An 18,816-nucleotide genomic window follows, 5' to 3' on the forward strand; every position below is an offset into this window, starting at 1 on the left:
GTGTGTGAGTAAGAGCGGGTAAGTGAGATCGGTACGGTCCGGTTGCATCCGGAGGCCTGTCAAAGGTAGTCGTTGGCAGGCTTGGAGTATACTAATAGTCCAGTGGCAAAATTAAGCAGCATATTCGGGCAAGAACAGGCATCGAAGCGAAAAACGCGTTAGGCTGTTGCAAGCCGCAACTACACAACCGCAGATGAGCCGTGGATGAAGAAGGCTGATTTCGGGCTCTGAATGAGCTAATTATCCAACTTATTCGCGCATAAGCCTATCCATTTATCTCTACAATATTAAACAAAATCTATTCTTAAGTTTGAAATTAACAGAATGCAATCTACATGAGATTTATCTAACTCTTTCGCGTTACAGACAGCAAAGCCAACAGCGCCGCACGCGGAACAGCTTCCTGTTAAAATCCAAAACCTACTTCTTTCAAGCTATAGCAGCTATTCAAATGTAAAAGCTACTATATTCTGGGTAGAAAGTATTCGTCCGAATCAGGAATTCAATAGCTCAATGCAACACATCCGTAGACCAAAGGACCCAGATAGCCCTTGTAGGTGGCACGGCAAAGGTACAACTTACGGGCTTTTTTAGAAAGAATCTAAAATTTAAGCCTGCCCAACCAGATTCCCAGTACCAACAGCCCGTACCCGATGCAGATAGCCACCTCCAGTAAATTGCCACTCTTGGAGCCGGTCCGAATCAGGGGAATTTTCAGACAGACATCAGTGAGGGGCCGAAACCACTTCACGCCGGCTTTGGTAAGCGTATCGGCCAGCAAGTGGGAAACATAGCCGCCGCCGGCAAACAGGGCTACTCCGTGCCAGCCCAGACTCTGGTTGGCCAAGTGCCCAATGTAGGTCCAGAGGCCGGCGGCCCAAATGGTGTGCGTCCAGGAGCGGTGACTGGTAAACGGTGCCACCGACACGAACAGGCCCAGCATACTCAGCCACACAAACCCCGTATACAACCCCGCAACCACCGTGCACAGGCCAGTAAACAGTAAGGCCAGCTTGCGAGTAGAGTCGCCCTGCAGGGCTGCCCCAATAAGACCAAACGCCAGCGCCGCCGTGAACCCCATGCGCCGGTCGGGGCCCGGAGGTAATTGGAAATGCGTGTACAGAGCCAAGGCAGCGGCCACGACCACAAACGCCCAGCGCACATAGCTCTGCGCGAAACCTAGGCGTTTGCTGAGGCGGGAACCGGGGTGGTCAAGATCGGGGGCGAGGGAGGAGAAGCCAGCCAAGGCAATACCGGCCGGCGAAAATGGAATGCCCGGCACCAGCCCGGCCACGGCCACGCCGGTAATCAGGCCAATGGCCAAATGAGAAGAACCGCGCACTAACGACAGGGGTAAAAAACAGAAGCAACGAAGATACCAGCAGCGGCAGCAATACCGGATAGCAGCCGGGGTAAATTCTTCGGTTACTAGGCAGTGTGAGGTGCAAAAAGGCTCCGCTACTCATGCAGAACGTTTTGCCTGCAAGGTTGAAATGGCGTTCAACTACCCTGCTGTCAGCACAACCGGAGTTACCACTTGCCGGAGCTGCCTTTCAGATTGCCCTGAATATCGTGCACCTGCCCTTCCAGCAAAGCCAAGCCGCGCCGAAAAGCATCGGTGGCCTCGGCCTTTTCGTGGTCGGGCAGGGGGCCGTGTTGTTGCACCTGCTCCCGAACGTGGCGCAGGTGATTGAGCAGATCATCCCACTCATCGGGGGATGGATTGGTCGCGGAAGTAGTCATGAGCAAGGCAAAGCCGGAGAAGACAGGAACTAGCGCGGGTGGGGACTGGAAGATACGGCAGCGCCGCCGAAAAGTGGCGGAAACTTTCGGGGCGCGGCCGCGGTATTGAGTAGCGCGCTTCTGCTTAAGAAACTAACAGCAAGCTCCCCTCCTCAGCTGAGGATGAGTTGGGGATGGTTGACGGTTTTTGAATGAGTCACTAGTTCTGGCTTTTAATTCTAGTTCTTCAACTACCCCAACCTCTCTCCAGCTAAAGAGGGGAGCTAATTTTAGCTGTAGTTTGCCCGCAGACGCCAGCCCATTGCCCGACCGGATTTACATTCGGCCGGGCTTCTCCCTTTTAATTTCCTCCTAGCCGATACTCGTTTTGAAGGTCACCGATTTTCTCAAGCTCTACGCCCTCGACCCCACTACCCTAACGGTGGGCGCCCGCCTAAATCCGGCCACGCAACACAGCTTACGCGGGGCCGCTCAAGCCGCCGACGCGACGCCTGTGCGCCTGCACCTGCGCGGCCTTATCGGGAGCCAGGACGCGGTGTTGGCTGCCGCTTTGCACCAAGAGTTTCCGGATCAGCACCACTTGTTTGTACTCCACGACCGGGACGAGGCGGGTTTCTTTTTGGCTGACTTGCAGCACCTGATACCTGAGGAGGAGCCGTTGCTGTTCCCGACTTCCTACAAGCGGCCCTACAGCTTCGACGAAACGGAAAACGCCAACGTGCTGATGCGGGCCGAGGTGCTCAACAAGCTGAACAACCACCGCGGCCCTAAAACCACCGCCGAGCAGGAGGCCGACGACGCGGCCGACGCGGCGGAAACCGAGGGTCAACCCAAGGTCAAAAAGCGCGGCAAGGCCAGCGCCAAGGAAACGGCCGGCGTGCTCATCGTTACCTACCCGGAGGCGTTGTTTGAGAAGGTTATCAACAAGAAAAGCCTAGTGGCCAACACGTTTCTGGTAAAGGTGGGCGACAAGCTGGACGTGAACTTCGTGAGCGACATGCTGGCGGAGTACGACTTCGAGCGGAGCGACTTTGTGTACGAGGCCGGCCAGTTTGCCGTGCGCGGCGGCATTGTGGACATCTTTAGCTACGCCAACGAGCTGCCCTACCGCATCGAGCTGTTCGGGGATGAGGTGGAGACGATCCGGACGTTTGACCCGGAAAGCCAGCTGTCGGTGGAGAAGCGGCAGCAGGTGAGCATCATCCCAAACGTGCAAACCAAGCTGCTCCAGGAGACGCGGGAGGCGTTTCTGGACTTCATTCCGCAGAACACCGCCATCTGGGCCAAGGATGTGCGCCAGACCCTGGACGTGGTGGACGAATACTTCGACAAGGCTGAGCACGGCTTCAAGGAGCTGCTGGCGGCTTCGGGCGGTACCCAGGTGGTGAGCAGCCCGGAGGATTTGTTTGAATCGGGTAAGTCGCTCAAGAAGCTGCTGGACGGGTTTGCGGTGGTGGAGTTCGGCAAACGGTTTCACTACAAGGCCGGGGCCGAGGAGTTCCAGTTCAACGCCAGGCCTCAGCCGAGCTTCGGCAAGGACTTCAACCGCATCGTCAAGAACCTGCACGACAACCAGAAGAAGGGCTACACCAACATCATTGCCGCCGAGCAGGTACGCCAGGCCGACCGTCTGCGCACCATCTTCGATGAGCTGGACAACAATGTGCAGTTTCAGCACCTGCTGCTGGGCCTGCGCGAAGGGTTCATTGACGAGACGCTGAAGCTGGTGGTGTACACCGACCACCAGCTGTTTGAGCGCTACTACCGAGCCCAGGAAACCCGCAAGTTCTCCAAGAAAAAGGCCCTGACGCTCAAAGAGCTGCGCACCCTGGTACCCGGCGACTACGTGGTGCACCAGGACTACGGCATTGCCCGCTTTGCCGGCCTCACCCAGGTGGAAATCAACGACCGGCTGCAGGAGGCCATCCGGCTGGTGTACCGCGACGACGACGTGCTGACGGTCAGCATCCACGCCCTGCACAAGATTGCCAAGTACAGCGGGGCCGAGGGCACGCCGCCCACCATGAGCAAGCTGGGCTCCCCGGAGTGGGAAAACAAGAAGAAGTCGGTTAAGAAGAAGGTGAAGGACATTGCGGCCGAGCTGATCCGGCTGTACGCCAAGCGCAAAACCGCGCCCGGCCACGCCTTCGCCCACGACTCCTTTATGCAGGCGGAGCTGGAATCGAGCTTTATCTACGAGGACACCCCCGACCAGGCCAAGGCCACCGAGGACGTGAAGCGCGACATGGAAGTGCCCCACCCCATGGACCGCCTCGTGTGCGGCGACGTGGGCTTCGGCAAGACGGAAGTGGCCATTCGGGCCGCCTTCAAGGCCGTGGCCGATGGCAAGCAGGTGGCCGTGCTGGTGCCCACCACCATTCTGGCCATGCAGCACTACAAAACCTTCCGCGAGCGGCTCGGCAATCTGCCCGTGACGGTGGAGTATGTCAACCGCTTCAAGACCACCAAGCAAATCAAGGAAACCCTGCAGCGGGTGGCCGACGGCAAAACCGACATCCTCATCGGCACCCACCGCCTCACCAACAAGGATGTGCAGTTCAAGGACCTGGGCCTCCTGGTGATTGACGAGGAGCAGAAGTTCGGGGTGAAAACCAAGGACAAGCTCAAGGAAATCAAGGTGAATGTGGACACGCTCACCCTCTCGGCCACGCCCATTCCGCGCACGTTGCACTTCTCGCTGATGGGTGCCCGCGACCTGAGCGTGATTGCCACGCCTCCGCCCAACCGCCAGCCGGTGCAGACGGAGCTGCACGTGTACGACGAGCTGCTGATCCGCGACGCCGTGTCGCGGGAGCTGAAGCGGGGCGGGCAGGTGTTTTTCGTGCACAACCGCGTGAAGGACATCGAGGAGCAGGCCAGCATGATTCTGCGCCTCGTGCCCGATGCCCGCGTGACCTACGTGCACGGTCAGATGGACGGTGACCTGCTGGAAAAGCGCATGATGAAGTTCGTGGACGGCGACTACGACGTGCTGGTGGCTACCACCCTCATCGAGTCGGGCCTCGACATTGCCAACGCCAACACCATCATCATCAACCGGGCCCACATGCACGGCCTCAGTGACCTGCACCAGATGCGGGGCCGGGTGGGCCGCTCCAACAAAAAGGCCTACTGCTACCTGCTCACGCCCCCGGTGGCCGGCCTGCCCAGTGATGCCCGCAAGCGCCTGAGCACCCTGGAGGAATTCTCGGACCTGGGCGCGGGCTTCAACGTGGCCATGCGCGACTTGGACATTCGGGGGGCAGGCAACCTACTGGGCGGGGAGCAGTCGGGCTTTATCAACGACCTGGGCTTCGAAACTTACCACCAGATTCTGGACGAGGCGGTGCAGGAGCTCAAGGAAACCGAGTTCCGCGACCTGTTCCTCGGCGACCCCACCCAGCGCCTGCAGGAAGCCGCCGGCACCGGCCGCCCCAAGGAGTGCAACATCGAGACGGACCTGCAAATCCTCATCCCCGACCAGTACGTGAGCAGCGTATCGGAGCGCCTGCAGCTGTACAGCAAGCTGGACCGAGCCAAAGGCCCCGAGGAGCTGCGTAAGGTACTCACCGGCATGGTGGACCGCTTCGGACCGCTCCCCCAGGAGGTGGAGCAGCTGGCCGATATTGTGCGCCTGCGCTGGCAGGCCTGCCAGGTGGGCTTCGAGAAGCTGACGCTGAAGAAGAACCTGCTGAAAGGCTTTATCCCGGCCGCCAACAACGAGCGGTACTTCCAGAGCGACACCTTCGGCAACATCCTCAGCTACGTGCAAACCCACCCCCGCTCCGCCTCCATGAAGGAGCGGAAGGAACAGCTCATCCTCAGCATCGAAGACGTGAAAAACGTCCAAGTTGCCAAACGCATCCTGAGCGAGTTAGGCAGTGAGGAAACGGTGGGAGTGTAATTCATTGTAACAGCCTGAAAAAGCCGCACTTTCCATCAGGAGGTGCGGCTTTTTCGTTTTACAGCTGGGCTAATCCTTGACAGAAATACTGGAAGCTGGTTGAGGTATTGCGGGCTGGGTTAAGGTGCGGGGCAATGGTTTCGGCCCATTCTCGCTTGCGCTTGCCAGTGGTGTATAAGCCCGCTGCTTGCAAAATGCGCCATAGAACCTCATTGGGTTTCGGGTGAGACTCCGGCTCCCGGTCAACTCCCTTAAAATGATGCGGTTTGACTCTGGGGAAAGCCACCATGATGGCGTCCCGGTCGCCTAGGAACCACGCTTCCAGCTCTTGGATAGCTAACGCATTGAAGACCTGAAAATCGGAGCCTTCAGAGACGTGCCCGAACGTCGTTAGGTCGGCTGCTTTGGCAGCAGCTTCCAGCGCGGCAAGCCGCCGTTCCGCCACCCCATCCGCATCCAGCAGCACCACAATGCGCAGGGCCTGCTGGCCCGGTTGGGCCATTCGCTTGCGGTAGCCGCGCAACAACGTGGGCAGGTTGTCCAGCAGGGCCTGCCAGCCGCCCAACGCCCGAAAGCGCGGCACGAAATGCGGCGGTAGCAAACGCGGCAACAGCTGGCGCAACGCATCCTCCGCCGACTCTTCCTCCAACAGAAACTCGACCTGCATGCTATTCCGAAATCGACTGCGAAGAACGGGGAGCCAGCGGGTCGCCCACCTCAAAGAAGTTACTCGACCAGAGGTAGCCAAGCTTAGCGCCTTCTTCCACCATGGCCACGATATCGGGCATATCGGCCACCCTCGACGCTTGGCTATATCCATCCGGGCCTCGGTGCAGAATCCAGACCTGCTCCGGCTCCATGGCATCCAGCAAAGCCGGCGAGTGGGTGGCCACCAGCAGCTGCCGCGTTTCGGTGGCTTTGCTCAGCTCCTCGGCTAAGCGCGGCAGCAGGCGCGGGTGCAGCTCGTTTTCCGGCTCCTCAATCCCCAGCAGGCCGGTGGCGTTGGGCTCATACAGCAGCGTCAGCAGGGCCGCCAGCCGCATCGTGCCATCCGACATATACTGGGCCGGCAGCGGCTTCTCAAACGGCGCATCCCGGAAGCGCAGCAGCAGCCGCTCATCCGAGGTACTTTCCATCACCACCTCCGCCAGCCCCGGCACCCAGCGTCGCAGCTGCTCGCTGATGCGGGCCAGCGCCTCCGGATGCTTGGTGTGCAAGTAGTACAGCACGTTGGGCAGGTTATCCCCGTTAGCCGACAGCGTCTCCTGTGGGCCTACATCGGAAAAGCCCTTCAAGTGGTCGTCAGTGAGGTGGACATAACGGTAGGATTGGAGTAAGTTTTTGATAGCATGTGCATAGGGGCTGATTTTACGACTATATGCAAAAGCATATCCTAGCATCGAAGTCCCTATACCGCTCAAATACATTTGTCGATTATCAGACGGTTTTTCTCGGCCTTCCTCGTTGTAATCTGAGGGGATTAACTCAGATGTAAGACCTGTAGAATTTCCACTTTGAGATAAGAATGTTTTGAACAACTTACCTTCTCCGAATATCCTGCTATCTGGCAGATAGAAGCCTTCTTCCAGAACGTCAAGTTTAGCATCATATCCATCTATGATCAGATAATAGCTTATAGATCCTAATCCACTATATAATTGAACCTCAAACTCAATCGGCCCTTCCTGCCCGCGCGTGCGCATTCCGGCGAAGCGGTTCCGCTTTTCCCAGGCTTGTTGCAGGTTGCCGCTCACCGCTTCGGCCAGAAACGCCAGCGCATCAAGCACTGTGGATTTGCCGCTGCCGTTGGGGCCGATGAGCACCGTTAGTGGCGTCAGGTCGCGCAGCTCCACGTCGCGCAGGGCGCGGTAGTTTTTGATGCGCAGGTAGGTGAGGCGGGGGAAACCGGCAGCGGTGGGAAGGTCGGGCATAGTCCACAGGAGTAGTTGCTACAAAGTACGGGGATAATGTACGTAGAGTAGATACCTTATCCCTCAGCCCATCTTGACTATATAAATTGTATACCCGCACCCATACCACCCTCGCCACAACCAGCCGCGCCGCTGCTACAGCCTCTGCGTCGGCGGGCTGAGGGCGTGGCGCCTCCGCCACTATCCCTTGTCACCCGGTTACTACACCGAGCGCCAGCTCCGCCGCGCCCCCGACAACGCCCTAGCCCGCATCAGCAAAAACATCCACGACCAAGCCACCGCCCACTTCACCGCCCTGCAGGACCAGGGCGTCACCCAGCAGGGGCTCACCGAGTTGGCCGCCGCCCTCACCGCTTTTTAGGCCGGCCAGTCGCCCCCCCGCCTCGCCTCCGCCGATGGCAAAGCCCACACCCAGGCCCTTGCCGCCGACCTGCGCGCCGCCGTAGTCCTGCTCCGCAACCGCCTCGATAAGTACCTGGTGCGCTACCAGTGCCCCGAGCCCCGCTTCTACACCGCCTACCAGTCGGTCCGCAACGTCATCAATACCGCCGCCCGCTACGCAAAGCCGGTCCCCGTTCCCGCACCTACGCCCAGCGAGGCAGGATATAGAACGCCATTCCGCGCTTGTTGAGGAATCTCGCGTGCTGACGTTGTAATGGTAACTCAGGCGTCAGCCCGCGAGATTCTTCGGCAAGCGCGGAATGACGTTCTTTTTGCTCACCCAACTTGCCCAGCTCAGTCCAACTATTCAAAGTCCGGAGCCGGCAGCCCGTTGGCCCCTGTCCTGATACCAGTAGATAATTAACCTTACCACGGCCGCTCCCACTCAGGGGCGGCCGTTTTTGCTGCTACCCAAACCCCACCCCAGGCAGCCAACACACATTTTTCAGTCCCACGCCGCCGCCGTTCAGCCGCCCTATCAGGGGCATCCACCTAACCCATAGCACGTTGACTTCGTACCGATACCCTCCACCATTCTTCCTTTCCCATGCAAAAGTCCCTTTTGGTTGCCAGCGCCTTTGCCCTGAGCCTCGCCGCCTGCAGCCAGGAAAAACCCGCTGAAACCACCACGGCTACCACTACCGCCCCGGCCGCTACCGAAACGCCCGCTGCCCCGGCCGCGTCCAATGTCGGCGTCGAGCGCGCCGAAACCACCAACCCAACGCCCCCCGCCACCCCGGCCCTGGCTACCCAGCCCGGCCCCAAAGGCACCCAGGTAGCCCTCACCAAAGCCCGCGTTATCGGGGACATTCTCACCGTGGAGCTGCAGGCCTCCCTGCCCGCTACGGCCGATGGCAACTATGAAACCGTGCGCGCCGATATCGACCAAGTATCATACATCGACGATGCCACCTCCCGCAAATACAACGTGCTGAAAGACCAGTCGGGTCTGTACATGGCCCTGCCGCTCGACTACAGCAAGAAAAGCGTAGCGGCCGATGCGCGCAAGTCCGGCCCCGGCATCATGAGCTTCAAGTTCCCGGCCCCGCCCGCTACCAGCACCACCATTTCGCTGAGTTTGCCCGGCATGGGTTCCTTTGACGGCATTACTATCCAACGATGAGCCGCTCCCTGAGCCGCAACACGAGTAGCCCCCTGCGCCCGGCCGGGCTGCTACTGGCGGCCCTGCTGCTCGCCGGCTGCTCCGACAACCGCTCCGCCACCGTTGCCACCACCCCCGAAGCCGCCCAATCCGGCCAGCCCCTGACCGGTACCGCCAACGTCCCCGTGGGCTCATCAGCGCCCACCGCCGCCACTGAGGCAGCTCCCGCCAGTGCTCCCCGCCCCGACCAGGGCCAGAAGCTCACCGGAGCCGTCAGCGACTTATCCGGCGCGGCCAGTGACCTGGGCGGCAAAATGACCGATATGGGTTTGGTTATCAACTTCGATACCGACGTGCTGTTCGACTTCGACAAAGCCGACATCAAGCCTGCCGCCACGCCTACCCTGGAAAAGCTGGCCGACGTAGTGCGGCAGTACACCAAAAGCCGCGTCGTCATCAACGGCTACACCGACTCCAAAGGCGACGACACTTACAACCGCACCCTCTCCCAGCGCCGCGCCCAGGCCATTGCCGACTGGCTCACCCAGCATAAGGCTGGCACCGTCGGCCAGTTCCAGGTGCAGGGCCTCGGTGAAACCAACCCCGTAGCCCCCAACACCACCCCCAACGGCACCGATAACCCCGAAGGCCGTCAGCAAAACCGCCGCGTGGAAATCATCATTTCCTAGGTTCTGCAGGCGACGCTTCTACCAACGATGAGCCCTTCATTCCCCGTTGACAGAGGAATGAAGGGCTTATTACTTGCCGGTCACGCGGTATGCCCTTTACCGGCCCGCCGTCATCAGCACGTTGGCCAGTTCCTCCAGCCGACGGCCAATGGGTTCCAGCAGCTCGGCCGGCACGGACACCTGCCCGGCACTGCGGGCCTTGAGGTAGCGGACCACCGCCATTTGGTTGTGCAAAGTCTCCTCCGTTTCCTGCCGCAGCTGCTCCTAGGCGGCCGGTCCCTGCGTATCCAGCAGCCGCAGGCGCGCCTCCAGGGCCAGCATCACTAGGCCGGCCAGTTGCGTCAGGAGCTGCTGCTCGGGCTCGGTGAAGTCCCGGTGCTCGTAGTCAGCCAGGCGCACCGTGCCAATGGCAAACGCCTGGGGCGTGCGGACAAGGACTCCGGCGTAAAACCGCACTTGCCGCTCCTGCGCAGTATCAATGGTTAGCGCAGGTTCGGCCAGCAAGTCGAAATACACCAGCACCGGCTCGCGGGAACGAACAGCGGGGGAGCACAACGTTTGTTCCACGGCCAGCACCTCCTGGGTGGCATCCCCACACTGACCTTGTGCCACACCTCCCGCTCATGCACGAAGGCAATGCAGGCCACCGGCACGCTGAAAACATAGGCGGCCAGCTCTACCAGATCATCAAACAGCTTTTCCCGGGCCGAATACAGAATATCATACAAGTCGAGTACCGCCAAGCGCTTGAGGTCAGCAGGAGTCATAAGCACGCAGAATAAGTAAAACGGCCGGGCAGCAACCAGGCAATCTTCCCCAAGCATATACCTGTCGCGGATACCTTGAGCGCGCGGCGGCGAGAGGCCGCCAGGTGCCTCTAGCTGCGCGCTGGTATGGGGCAGGCTGTTCTCAGGGCTACCTGCTCCGTCATGCATAATTATGGCTTTTCGGGGCAACCAGTAGCCGGGGGCAAAAGGCGGGCGTATACGCTCCCAGGCGCTTGGCCTTTTCCACTTGTATACTTTACTACCCTGTTTCCATGAAATTCCTCTTTGCTTCCGCCGCAGCCCTGCTGCTGGGTATGTCCGCTGCTTCCGCCCAAACCACTCCACAATCGTCTACCGCCGCTTCGCAAGGTACCCTGGGCACTACCAACAAGGGTACGGCCCCCAACACGGCCACGGCTACTGAGCAGATGACCACTACCGACCAGACCACTACCACTACCGGCACCACCCGCATGAGCCGCTCGGACAAAATGAGCCGCTCCGGCAAGAAAACCAAATCGATGCAGAAGCCCCGGGATGGGCAGAAGATGAAGTCTCCCAGCACCTCCACTTACTAGGCCGCAGCAACAGGTAAGCTACCTGCTTACTGCTGAAGCCAAATGCCGGGCGGAACCCTATACACAGGGTTCCGCCCGGCATTTGTGCGTTGCTACCGGATTCTGCCACAGCGCATAACCCGGGCAGGCACCTGCGAACTACCGCACAGGTGGGCAAACCATACGCCCCAGCGCCACCCGAGCCGCTACCAGGCCGGAAGCGGTAGCCTGGCGCAGGAATACAGGAAAGCAAAACTCTCCCGTGCAACCATTTGAAGCCGGGGCACACTCTTCCCGGTAGCCTGTCCCACTTTCTATCCTACCCAGCGTATGCGTATCGCCACTACTACCCTATTGCTGGCCGCTTTGGCCGTCCTCACCAGCTGCGAGGAAAACAGCCCCGCCCCCGGTACTGCCCTGGTATCCGGCCGCTGGATGCTGGTGGCGGTGGAGGAAATGCCCATTGCCGTTTCCAGCTACTCCGATACGTATCGGTCATATCTACAGTTCAACGCCCAGGGCAGCACGACCGAAGGTCTGGCACCGTGTAACTCCTTCGGAGGCACTTTTGCGCTGGGAGCCGAGGCTGGCCAGCTTACCATCAGCCCCCAGTTCTCCACCCGCACTACCTGCCCGGCCCAGACCATCGAGGACAACTACCTCAGCGCCCTGCCCCGCACCGTGCGCTACGAAATCAGCGGCAAGCAGCTAAAGCTCTATGATGCTACCAACTCCACAAAAGTTTTGCTGGAGTTCAAAGCGGCTGAATAAAGCCTCCAATCATGCAAAAAGCCCGTTTCTGTACAGAAACGGGCTTTTTGCATGGCTGACCGGAGTAACCGAGGCGTTTAGCAGGCACTGCCATCAAGGCCGCAGGCGGCTCCCTCGGCACCCGCCAACTGTACGGGCTGAGGCCGGGCTTCGGCCCACACTTTTTCCAGCACTTCCCGGAACAACTCGGCGGGCTGAGCCCCCGATACGGCGTATTTATCCTCGAACACGAAATACGGCACTCCCCGAATACCCAGTTGCTGGGCCTGGTACTCATCGTAGCGTACTTCCTGCTCAAACTGGTTAGAAGTCAGCAGTTGCTCTACCTCAGCGGTGGGCAGCTCCAACTCAGTGGCCAGGCGGGTAAGGGTGAGCACATCGTTAATATCGAGGCCTTCTTCCAGATAGGCTTTGAACAGGCGCTCCTTGGCCGCATCCTGGTGGCCGTGCCGGGCAGCCAGGTGCACCAAGCGGTGGGCGCGCAGGGAGTTGGCGGGCACTACCGTATCAAAGTTGAAGGCCAGCCCCTCCTCGGCGGCCGACTGGGCCATGTTGGCGCTCATCTGCCGGGCCCAGGCCTCGGTGTTGCCGTATTTCTTGGCGAGGCGGGCATATTGGTTTTCGCCCGGCGTAGGGTTGGCTTGGGGGTCTAGCTCGAAGCTGCGCCACTGAATTTGCACGTCCTGGGCATGGTCGAAGGAAGCCAGGGCTTTTTCCAGGCGGCGCTTGCCGATGTAGCAAAACGGACACAGGATGTCCGACCAGATTTCTATTTTCATATTGCTTGTTCGTTATTCCAAATTCAGAAGGCTATAATTCCGTCAGCCCCCAAAAAGTTTACCGCCTTTCCCCTCGCCCATGACTACCTGCCAGTTTGAAGCTACCATGGAAGCTGGTGGCCCCAATTTTATGCCCACCCAAATTGTGGTAGTGCCCCCACTGGTGCTGGAAACCCTGGGTGGCCTCAGCACACGGCGGGTTACGGGTACCCTCAATGGCTACGCAGTGCGGCTGGGGCTGCTGCCCCTCACTGGAGGCGGGCGCTACCTTATGATTAACAAGGATGTATGCCAGGCCGCAGGTGTGCAAGTGGGCCAGCGCGTTACGCTCACGTTGGCCCCCGACCCAGAACCCGACCGGGTGGACTTACCGGGTGAGCTTGCCCAGGCATTTGAGGCCTGGCCCGAAGCCGAAACGGAGTTTGGTCAGCTTTCAGGTAGTATGCGGCGGGCCGTGGCCCAGCACGTACGCACCGCCAAGCAGGCCGAAACCCGGGCCCGGCGGGCCGTTGAGCTAACGGAGCGGCTGGCGCGGGGCGCACACCCCTTCCGCAAGCCATAAGCCTACTGGGTAAGCGCAATACTGACCGTTTTGGCCGGACCGCTTACCGTAAATTTGCACTCATCGAAGCCCGGAGGCGCGAAGCGGGGGCGCACGTTGTTGGAGAAGGCAAAAGGTTCCGTCGGGATGCCCATCAGGTTTTTGTCCAGCTTATCATTATTGTTCACGTCCTGGGTAATGGCCACGGCCCAGTCGCCGGGCGGGAGTTCCACGGGCACACTCACCTGCCGCTGCCCCGCCGGCTTCACCACCCGCATAAAGGCGTAGCCACCCTTGGTCAGAAACGTTTCCCGCGCATTATAGAAGTACATCTTTACGGCCGAGGAGGTGGAAGCCAGGGCCGACACTACCACCGTGATGGACGGGTTGCCGGCGGCCGAGCAGGTGGAGGGAAGCAGGACGGCCAGGGCAAATCCGGCGGGCAGGCCAAGGGGGCGAAATACTTGCATGGCAGACGATAGGCGGTGAAACAATGCCTGACCAACACTGCCCAGCCGGAAAACATTCAGCACCCGTCGGCCCCGGCCGCTTATGCGGTAGCCAGTACCTGCTGCCAGGCTGCTTCCGGGGAGGCAACGTGCGTAATACGCAAGTAAGCGGCCTGCTCCATTTTGTGCGTCAGCTGCTGCAAGGCAATCTGCCCAAATACGTTATTGGGGGAGATGAATACCGCGCGCCGGATGCCCGCCGCGTAGGCCCGGCGGTTCCAGTCGACGGCAGCCCAGTCCTGGTCGGCGGGCAGCATGGCCCCAAACCGGCGCGCATCGGATACCCACCCCAGCCGCGGGTACCGGGGTGCGTACTGCTGGTACAGCTCCAGGGCTTTGTTCAGGAGTTGGCGCAGGTTGCGGCTGTTGGCAAAGCCGTGCCAGCGCACCATCAGGCACGGTACCTGGGGCAGTAAAAGTAACGCCCCGTATGACTCGGCATGGAGCTGGATTTCGGACATACTATAGGTGCCCAACGGGCCTTTCGCGGCGGGCCATCAGTGGCCAGCCCCGGTAGTACGCGGCGCACTCCCGCCCGGCTCGGCAGCTTCGGTCAACACCAATGCCAGCCCGCCCAATCTGGCTGATACCTCGGTCAGGACTGCGAAGATACCTGCCGGAGCCACTCGGCGGCGGGTCCATACTCCTCAAACGTGAGGATAAGGGGCCAGCCAGCCACGGCCACCGAGTTTTCGGCGTAGGACTGGCCCTGGGGTACCGGCGCATACACCCAGGCCAGGTAGTGCAGCCCCGCTTCAAACAGCAGGTGCATAATCTGGTAGCTTCGCTGCTCTTCCTCCGTAAGGTTAAATTCCGTGACTTGGGTGTTATCGTTCAGGAGCAGCTTGTACTGATGTTTGCGCTCCAAAGCCAGTACTTTTTCTGAGCCCTCCCGCACTTGCTCCAGGGTAAGTTTCCCGCGCCACTCCACATGCAGCCACTGGTTGAGCGCATCAAAGGAAATGAGCACGCTCGGCCTCTCAAATAACACCTGCCGGGCTGAAGGAGAAAGGGACTGATTTAGAGCCATTGTTGACGTTGAGAGGGCGCACAAAACGGTACAGAGAAGCAACACCCGGTGGCTAGTCCGGCAAAAAGCCCATAATTACCTACGGTACGCTGCGTGCAGCTTGGGTTGCCGGAAGCCACCAGCTACGGATTTTACTACTTAAAGTCCCAAGAAACACCCGGCATCTTGCTCTCGGCTATGTACATGCTCTACCACAGAAACAGAAGGAAAGCGGCAAAACGTGAAGTAGCGTAAACAAGCCTCCTTAACGCACGCCGTACTGTTCTGATTGCCTTCCAATATATTGACTTTTAATTATATGCCGCGCCAGAATGGCCCGCTGTTCCGGCGGGCCCTGATTCAGGCCAGTATTCTTGACCTGTTGCGGTATTCGGTAGCCTACACCGCAACTGGCAGGCAACAGGCAATGGGAGCTATTGGCATACAGGTTGCAACCTTTCCTGGTAGCACGGGCTCCTTTGCTCATGTCACCGTTTCCATCTACTTGCACCTGAACTTATGGCTTCTATCCGGTACGCTACTTTACTGAGCACCACGCTGCTGCTGGGCAGTTGCACTAAAGAGGACGAGCCCATGCCGGCCCCCGTATATCTGCTGGACCAACGCTGGATCCTGCGTGAGCTGAATGGCCAAACAGCTCCGTCCTCCGCTTCTGAGCTGCTGCTCAACTCCGTGGATGGCAGCAACCGAGGCAAGAGCTTCTGTAACCAGTACGGGGGCAACTACACGCTACCGGGCGGTAGTCCGGAGTTGCGCTTTAGTGAGCAATTCAGCACTTACGCCACCTGCGCTCAGCAAGACCAGGAAACGCTTTACCTGTCTCTATTGCCCCGGGTAGCGCGCTACACCATCCGGGAGCGGCAGCTTTTTCTTTACAATGACACCAGCGCGGAACCCCTGCTAGTGTTCGTAGCCGCTGAGTAGCCGAGTTTTCCACCCCATATGGGCATCGTGAGAGGTACTTCCTGCTAGCCACTACCCGCAGGAAGGCCTACCTATGGGCACTTCTCGCGGGCATTTGTGCAGGTTACCCAAATGGCTCAAGCGGCTTCTCAGTATGGTTTCATGGTGAGGGCAGCAGGTGATAGGGCGCAGCACTGCCTGCCGCCAGATACTAGGGCATAATCTCAAAACCCAACGTTCAGCACCAGGGGCTGCAGCTCCCACACACGGTAGTAGGAGTTGTACACGGTGCGCAGGCCCACTTCCAGCGGGGTGCGCAGCCGCAGCGGATTGAACACGGCCGACACATCAAAGCCGGTGGAGTAGTAGTTGCGGCGCAGGGTACCCGATTGGGCCCGTACCCCGTCGGCAAATACGTTGGCTTTCAGGCGCTGCACGTACAGCACCCGGCCCAGCTCCCAATGCACGTCGGCCAGGGGCAGGCGGTACTCAGCGCTGGCGGCGGTGAGGTAGTTAGCGCCGAGGTAGGGCAGGTTGCGGGGGTAGAAGATGGCCGCCCCGAAGCGGTACTCCTGCTGCTGCTGGTACTGGTAGCCGGCCCGCAGCCGCAGCGCGTGGTGCAGGCCCACCCCCGGCAAAAACAAGCTACCCTGCGCCCCCAGCTGCCGGGCCTCCAGCCCCCGGCCAAACGGCGTATCCCGCACCGTCAGCAGCACGCTCTGGCCCCAGCGCGGGGCCACGTCGCGGGTACTCTGGCGCAGGGTGCGGGAGAAGCTCACAGTGCCCAGCAGCACATTGAGAGGCCGGATAGTTACCTCAACCGGAGAAGGCCGAGGAACGAATGGGTAGTTGCGGGCCTGCTCTCGCTGGTAGAACGCACCCACCGTGAGCGAGGTGAGCATGCGGGAGGTAGTAAGCACCAGCGGCAAACGGCTCCCCAGACTCAGGCGGTTGTACTGCCAGGTTTCTTCGCTGAGCCCGCCGGTGGGCAGCGGCCCGATGGCCCGGCGGCCACCGTGCTCCACGCTCATATCCAGCACCGGCCCCAGGCCCTGGTAGCTAACATCGGCAAACACCCGCCCGGCCCGCTCTATCCCATCGAAGCCCACGCCCGCAACGGCCTGGGTGGTACTGAGCACATCCTGCGCCCGGATGCCCAGGTTGAGGCCGTTGCCCGACGGACTCTGCACCAAGCCCCAGCCGTAGAGGTTGGGCGCGTGGGGCAGGCGGCGGTAGCGCCGGGCCATCAGTACGGGCCCAACTGGCCCGTCCTGGGGCAGAATGGGGCCCACGGTGCGGGCCCCCGGCTCCCGGGCGGTCAGCTCATCGGCGTAGCGGTTGGGAGCCAGGGCGGCGGGCGGGGCCGGTTGCCACTGCCCGGGGCTCAGGGGCATTTCCAGCACCCGGCTGCCCTGGGCTTTTATTTCGTGGAAGGCCAGGCGCTGGCCGTCGGGGCTGAGGGTGGGGTGGTAGCTGCCCACCGGGCGGCTGGTTACCTGCTGCACTTCCCCTGTGCTGATGCGCACGGCGTACACCTCCTCCTGCCCCGAGCGGGGCGAGGTAAACAGCACGAAATCGGGGCCGGGCTGGGGCTGGGCGATATTGTCGTTGGCGGCGGGCAGCAGCACGCGGGCCTGGCCGGTTTCGGTATCCAGCAGCTCCAGACGCTTGCCAGCCGCTTCCAGCCGCACTACGGCCGCCGTATGGCCGTCGGGGGCGAAGCGGGGGTGCAGATAAGGTAGGTTTTCGGGGTTATCGAAGGTGCGCAGCTCCCGGCCGGTTTCGGTATCGAGCAGGTGCAGGCGGTGCTGGTAGCTGGAGTCGGTACTCACGGCCAGCAGGCGGCGGCCGTCGGGGCTGAGCACGGCGGTGGTGTAGCGGCTGCGGCGGCCGGGGCGGCTCACCTGGCCGGTGGCCACGTCCAGCACCCGCAGCTCGGAGTACACCTGCTGCTGCCAGCGCGGGTGGTAGCGGAATTCCAGCCAGGCCACCCGCCCCCCGCCCGCCGAGAGCTGCTCGGGGTTGTGGTGCAGGCCCATCACCCACAGCTCCCGCTCGGGCTGGCCCCGGCGCAGCGCCACCAGCTGGGGCGTGTGGCCCAGGCCGCTTTTCAGGGCTACCACCGTGCTATCATCAAGATATTGAGGAAACTGATATTCGGTGAATACCTTTTCAGTGGCCGCTACCGGCAGCTCGGTGGCGGGCGTGAGGGGGCGGGCAGCGGCCTGCTGGCGCCAGAGGCTGTCCAGCTCCCGCACGGTTTGCCCGTACAGGTCGTCGGTGCGCAGGCCAGTGGTGCGGCGCAGCTTGTCAGAAAAGGACAGCGGGTACACCGGGAAGCGGTAGTAGCGGTTGAGCACCGTGCCCCACACGCCGGGGTCGGGGGCGGTGCGCTTGAGGCGGGAAGTCAGGAAATAGCCCAGCACGTAATGGTTGGGCACATTATCCCGAAAGGAGCCGGCCACGGCCTTGGCGTAGGAGTAGCGCCGCCCGGCCAGCAGGTTAGCCCGGAAATAGGCGTCGAAATTCGGAATCCGGCCCCGGCCGCTGCGGGTGAGGGCTGTTTCGGTGCCCACGGCGTCGCCCTCGGCAAACCAGTCGGGCACGCCCAGGGTGGTGAGGCCCAGCCCGCCGTAGCCCCCGAACAGGTAGCCTAGCTGCCCCAGGCCCTGGTGGGCCTTATCGAACTGCACCACGTGGCGGTACTCGTGCACCGTCAGCTCATCCAGCCAGTCCAGGGTGCCGGGCAGGTAGGGGTCCTGGGGGAAAGTGGTGAAGAACTCGGAGTGGCGGGGCAGCAGCGTTACGAAGCCGTTGCCGATGGTGTTGCGGGTTTGCAGCACCACCGTAACGGGCCGGGCCGCCAGTCCCAGCGAGGCCCCAGCCGGCTCGTGCACCTGCTCCAGGCGGGCGGCCGTGCGCCGGGCCTGCTGCTCAAACCCCTGGGGGTACACCACCCGGAAGTGGGGCGTACGCACCTCGTACCAGCGCACGGCGGCGGGCACCTGCTGCTCAATGGGCAGCAGGGTTTGGGCCGAAGCCAGCAGGGGCAAAACCGCCAGCCCCAGGGCCGGCCACAGCGTACGAAAGGGGAATTTCACGGGCACGGATAACGTTGTAACTCCCGAAGAAACCACCCCGCCGGCCCG

Annotated in this window: 19 protein-coding genes; 8 read left to right on the top strand and 11 right to left on the bottom strand. The window is 61.0% G+C overall.

Going from position 1 to position 18,816, the window contains the following annotated elements:
* Positions 1–601: 601 nt before the first annotated feature.
* Positions 602–1,342, bottom strand: a complete 741-nt coding sequence (locus tag ROI90_RS04355; protein WP_315997108.1) for a metal-dependent hydrolase — start codon at positions 1,340–1,342, stop codon at positions 602–604.
* 188 nt (positions 1,343–1,530) lie between these two features.
* Positions 1,531–1,743, bottom strand: coding sequence for a hypothetical protein (locus ROI90_RS04360; RefSeq protein WP_315997109.1), 213 nt, complete (start codon positions 1,741–1,743; stop codon positions 1,531–1,533).
* Between the two features lie 367 nt (positions 1,744–2,110).
* Here ROI90_RS04360 and mfd point away from each other — a divergent pair, with 367 nt between their 5' ends.
* Positions 2,111–5,647 carry a transcription-repair coupling factor gene (gene mfd, locus ROI90_RS04365; protein WP_315997110.1) on the top strand — a complete coding sequence of 1,179 codons (3,537 nt, stop codon included), beginning with the start codon at positions 2,111–2,113 and terminating at the stop codon, positions 5,645–5,647.
* 58 nt (positions 5,648–5,705) lie between these two features.
* Here mfd and ROI90_RS04370 read toward each other — a convergent pair whose 3' ends face one another.
* Together ROI90_RS04370 and ROI90_RS04375 are read right to left on the bottom strand one after the other, a co-directional pair.
* Positions 5,706–6,314, bottom strand: coding sequence for a DUF4276 family protein (locus tag ROI90_RS04370; RefSeq protein ID WP_315997111.1), 609 nt, complete (start codon positions 6,312–6,314; stop codon positions 5,706–5,708).
* A gap of 1 nt (position 6,315) precedes the next feature.
* Entirely contained in the window at positions 6,316–7,578 is a 1,263-nt protein-coding gene (locus tag ROI90_RS04375; protein WP_315997112.1) for an AAA family ATPase, read from the bottom strand.
* A gap of 187 nt (positions 7,579–7,765) precedes the next feature.
* Here ROI90_RS04375 and ROI90_RS04380 point away from each other — a divergent pair, with 187 nt between their 5' ends.
* The 3 genes from ROI90_RS04380 (at position 7,766) to ROI90_RS04390 (ending at position 9,810) form a co-directional block, all read left to right on the top strand.
* Positions 7,766–7,939: a hypothetical protein gene (locus tag ROI90_RS04380; protein ID WP_315997113.1), complete on the top strand. Its 174-nt coding sequence runs from the start codon at positions 7,766–7,768 to the stop codon at positions 7,937–7,939.
* Between the two features lie 627 nt (positions 7,940–8,566).
* Positions 8,567–9,142: a hypothetical protein gene (locus tag ROI90_RS04385; RefSeq protein ID WP_315997114.1), complete on the top strand. Its 576-nt coding sequence runs from the start codon at positions 8,567–8,569 to the stop codon at positions 9,140–9,142.
* Positions 9,139–9,810 (top strand): OmpA family protein, encoded by a 672-nt coding sequence (locus tag ROI90_RS04390; protein WP_315997115.1) that lies wholly within the window; start codon positions 9,139–9,141, stop codon positions 9,808–9,810. The genes ROI90_RS04385 and ROI90_RS04390 overlap by 4 nt, the downstream gene beginning before the upstream one ends.
* A 96-nt stretch (positions 9,811–9,906) precedes the next feature.
* Here ROI90_RS04390 and ROI90_RS04395 read toward each other — a convergent pair whose 3' ends face one another.
* A complete protein-coding gene (locus ROI90_RS04395) occupies positions 9,907–10,044 on the bottom strand; it encodes a hypothetical protein (protein WP_315997116.1) in 138 nt (45 codons plus the stop codon).
* A 30-nt stretch (positions 10,045–10,074) separates the two neighbouring features.
* The gene (locus ROI90_RS04400) at positions 10,075–10,422 is read right to left on the bottom strand and encodes a GAF domain-containing protein (RefSeq protein WP_315997117.1); all 348 of its coding nucleotides are present in this window, start codon (positions 10,420–10,422) and stop codon (positions 10,075–10,077) included.
* A gap of 427 nt (positions 10,423–10,849) precedes the next feature.
* Here ROI90_RS04400 and ROI90_RS04405 point away from each other — a divergent pair, with 427 nt between their 5' ends.
* Both ROI90_RS04405 and ROI90_RS04410 read left to right on the top strand, forming a co-directional pair.
* Positions 10,850–11,155 (top strand): hypothetical protein, encoded by a 306-nt coding sequence (locus tag ROI90_RS04405; protein ID WP_315997118.1) that lies wholly within the window; start codon positions 10,850–10,852, stop codon positions 11,153–11,155.
* A gap of 309 nt (positions 11,156–11,464) precedes the next feature.
* The gene (locus tag ROI90_RS04410) at positions 11,465–11,905 is read left to right on the top strand and encodes an META domain-containing protein (RefSeq protein WP_315997119.1); all 441 of its coding nucleotides are present in this window, start codon (positions 11,465–11,467) and stop codon (positions 11,903–11,905) included.
* A gap of 77 nt (positions 11,906–11,982) precedes the next feature.
* Here the strand turns inward: ROI90_RS04410 and ROI90_RS04415 are convergent, their stop codons facing one another.
* Positions 11,983–12,684 carry a DsbA family oxidoreductase gene (locus tag ROI90_RS04415; protein WP_315997120.1) on the bottom strand — a complete coding sequence of 234 codons (702 nt, stop codon included), beginning with the start codon at positions 12,682–12,684 and terminating at the stop codon, positions 11,983–11,985.
* Positions 12,685–12,763: 79 nt separating this feature from the next.
* Between ROI90_RS04415 and ROI90_RS04420 the strand changes: the two genes are divergently transcribed.
* Positions 12,764–13,246: a YdeI/OmpD-associated family protein gene (locus ROI90_RS04420; protein ID WP_315997121.1), complete on the top strand. Its 483-nt coding sequence runs from the start codon at positions 12,764–12,766 to the stop codon at positions 13,244–13,246.
* A gap of 2 nt (positions 13,247–13,248) precedes the next feature.
* Here ROI90_RS04420 and ROI90_RS04425 read toward each other — a convergent pair whose 3' ends face one another.
* From ROI90_RS04425 to ROI90_RS04435, 3 genes are all read right to left on the bottom strand, one after another.
* On the bottom strand, positions 13,249–13,695 hold the full coding sequence (locus ROI90_RS04425) for a DUF2141 domain-containing protein (protein ID WP_315997122.1): 447 nt from the start codon (positions 13,693–13,695) through the stop codon (positions 13,249–13,251).
* An 80-nt stretch (positions 13,696–13,775) separates the two neighbouring features.
* Positions 13,776–14,195: a hypothetical protein gene (locus tag ROI90_RS04430; protein WP_315997123.1), complete on the bottom strand. Its 420-nt coding sequence runs from the start codon at positions 14,193–14,195 to the stop codon at positions 13,776–13,778.
* Between the two features lie 134 nt (positions 14,196–14,329).
* Positions 14,330–14,704: a hypothetical protein gene (locus tag ROI90_RS04435; protein WP_315997124.1), complete on the bottom strand. Its 375-nt coding sequence runs from the start codon at positions 14,702–14,704 to the stop codon at positions 14,330–14,332.
* Positions 14,705–15,262: 558 nt separating this feature from the next.
* Between ROI90_RS04435 and ROI90_RS04440 the strand changes: the two genes are divergently transcribed.
* Positions 15,263–15,688, top strand: a complete 426-nt coding sequence (locus ROI90_RS04440) for an META domain-containing protein (RefSeq protein WP_315997125.1) — start codon at positions 15,263–15,265, stop codon at positions 15,686–15,688.
* Positions 15,689–15,891: 203 nt separating this feature from the next.
* On the opposite strand, the gene ROI90_RS04445 is transcribed toward ROI90_RS04440, so the two are convergent.
* Positions 15,892–18,768, bottom strand: a complete 2,877-nt coding sequence (locus ROI90_RS04445; protein ID WP_315997126.1) for a BamA/TamA family outer membrane protein — start codon at positions 18,766–18,768, stop codon at positions 15,892–15,894.
* Positions 18,769–18,816 lie beyond the last annotated feature (48 nt).

The organism is Hymenobacter endophyticus, assembly GCF_032464715.1.
In the GTDB taxonomy this organism is placed as follows: domain Bacteria; phylum Bacteroidota; class Bacteroidia; order Cytophagales; family Hymenobacteraceae; genus Hymenobacter; species Hymenobacter endophyticus.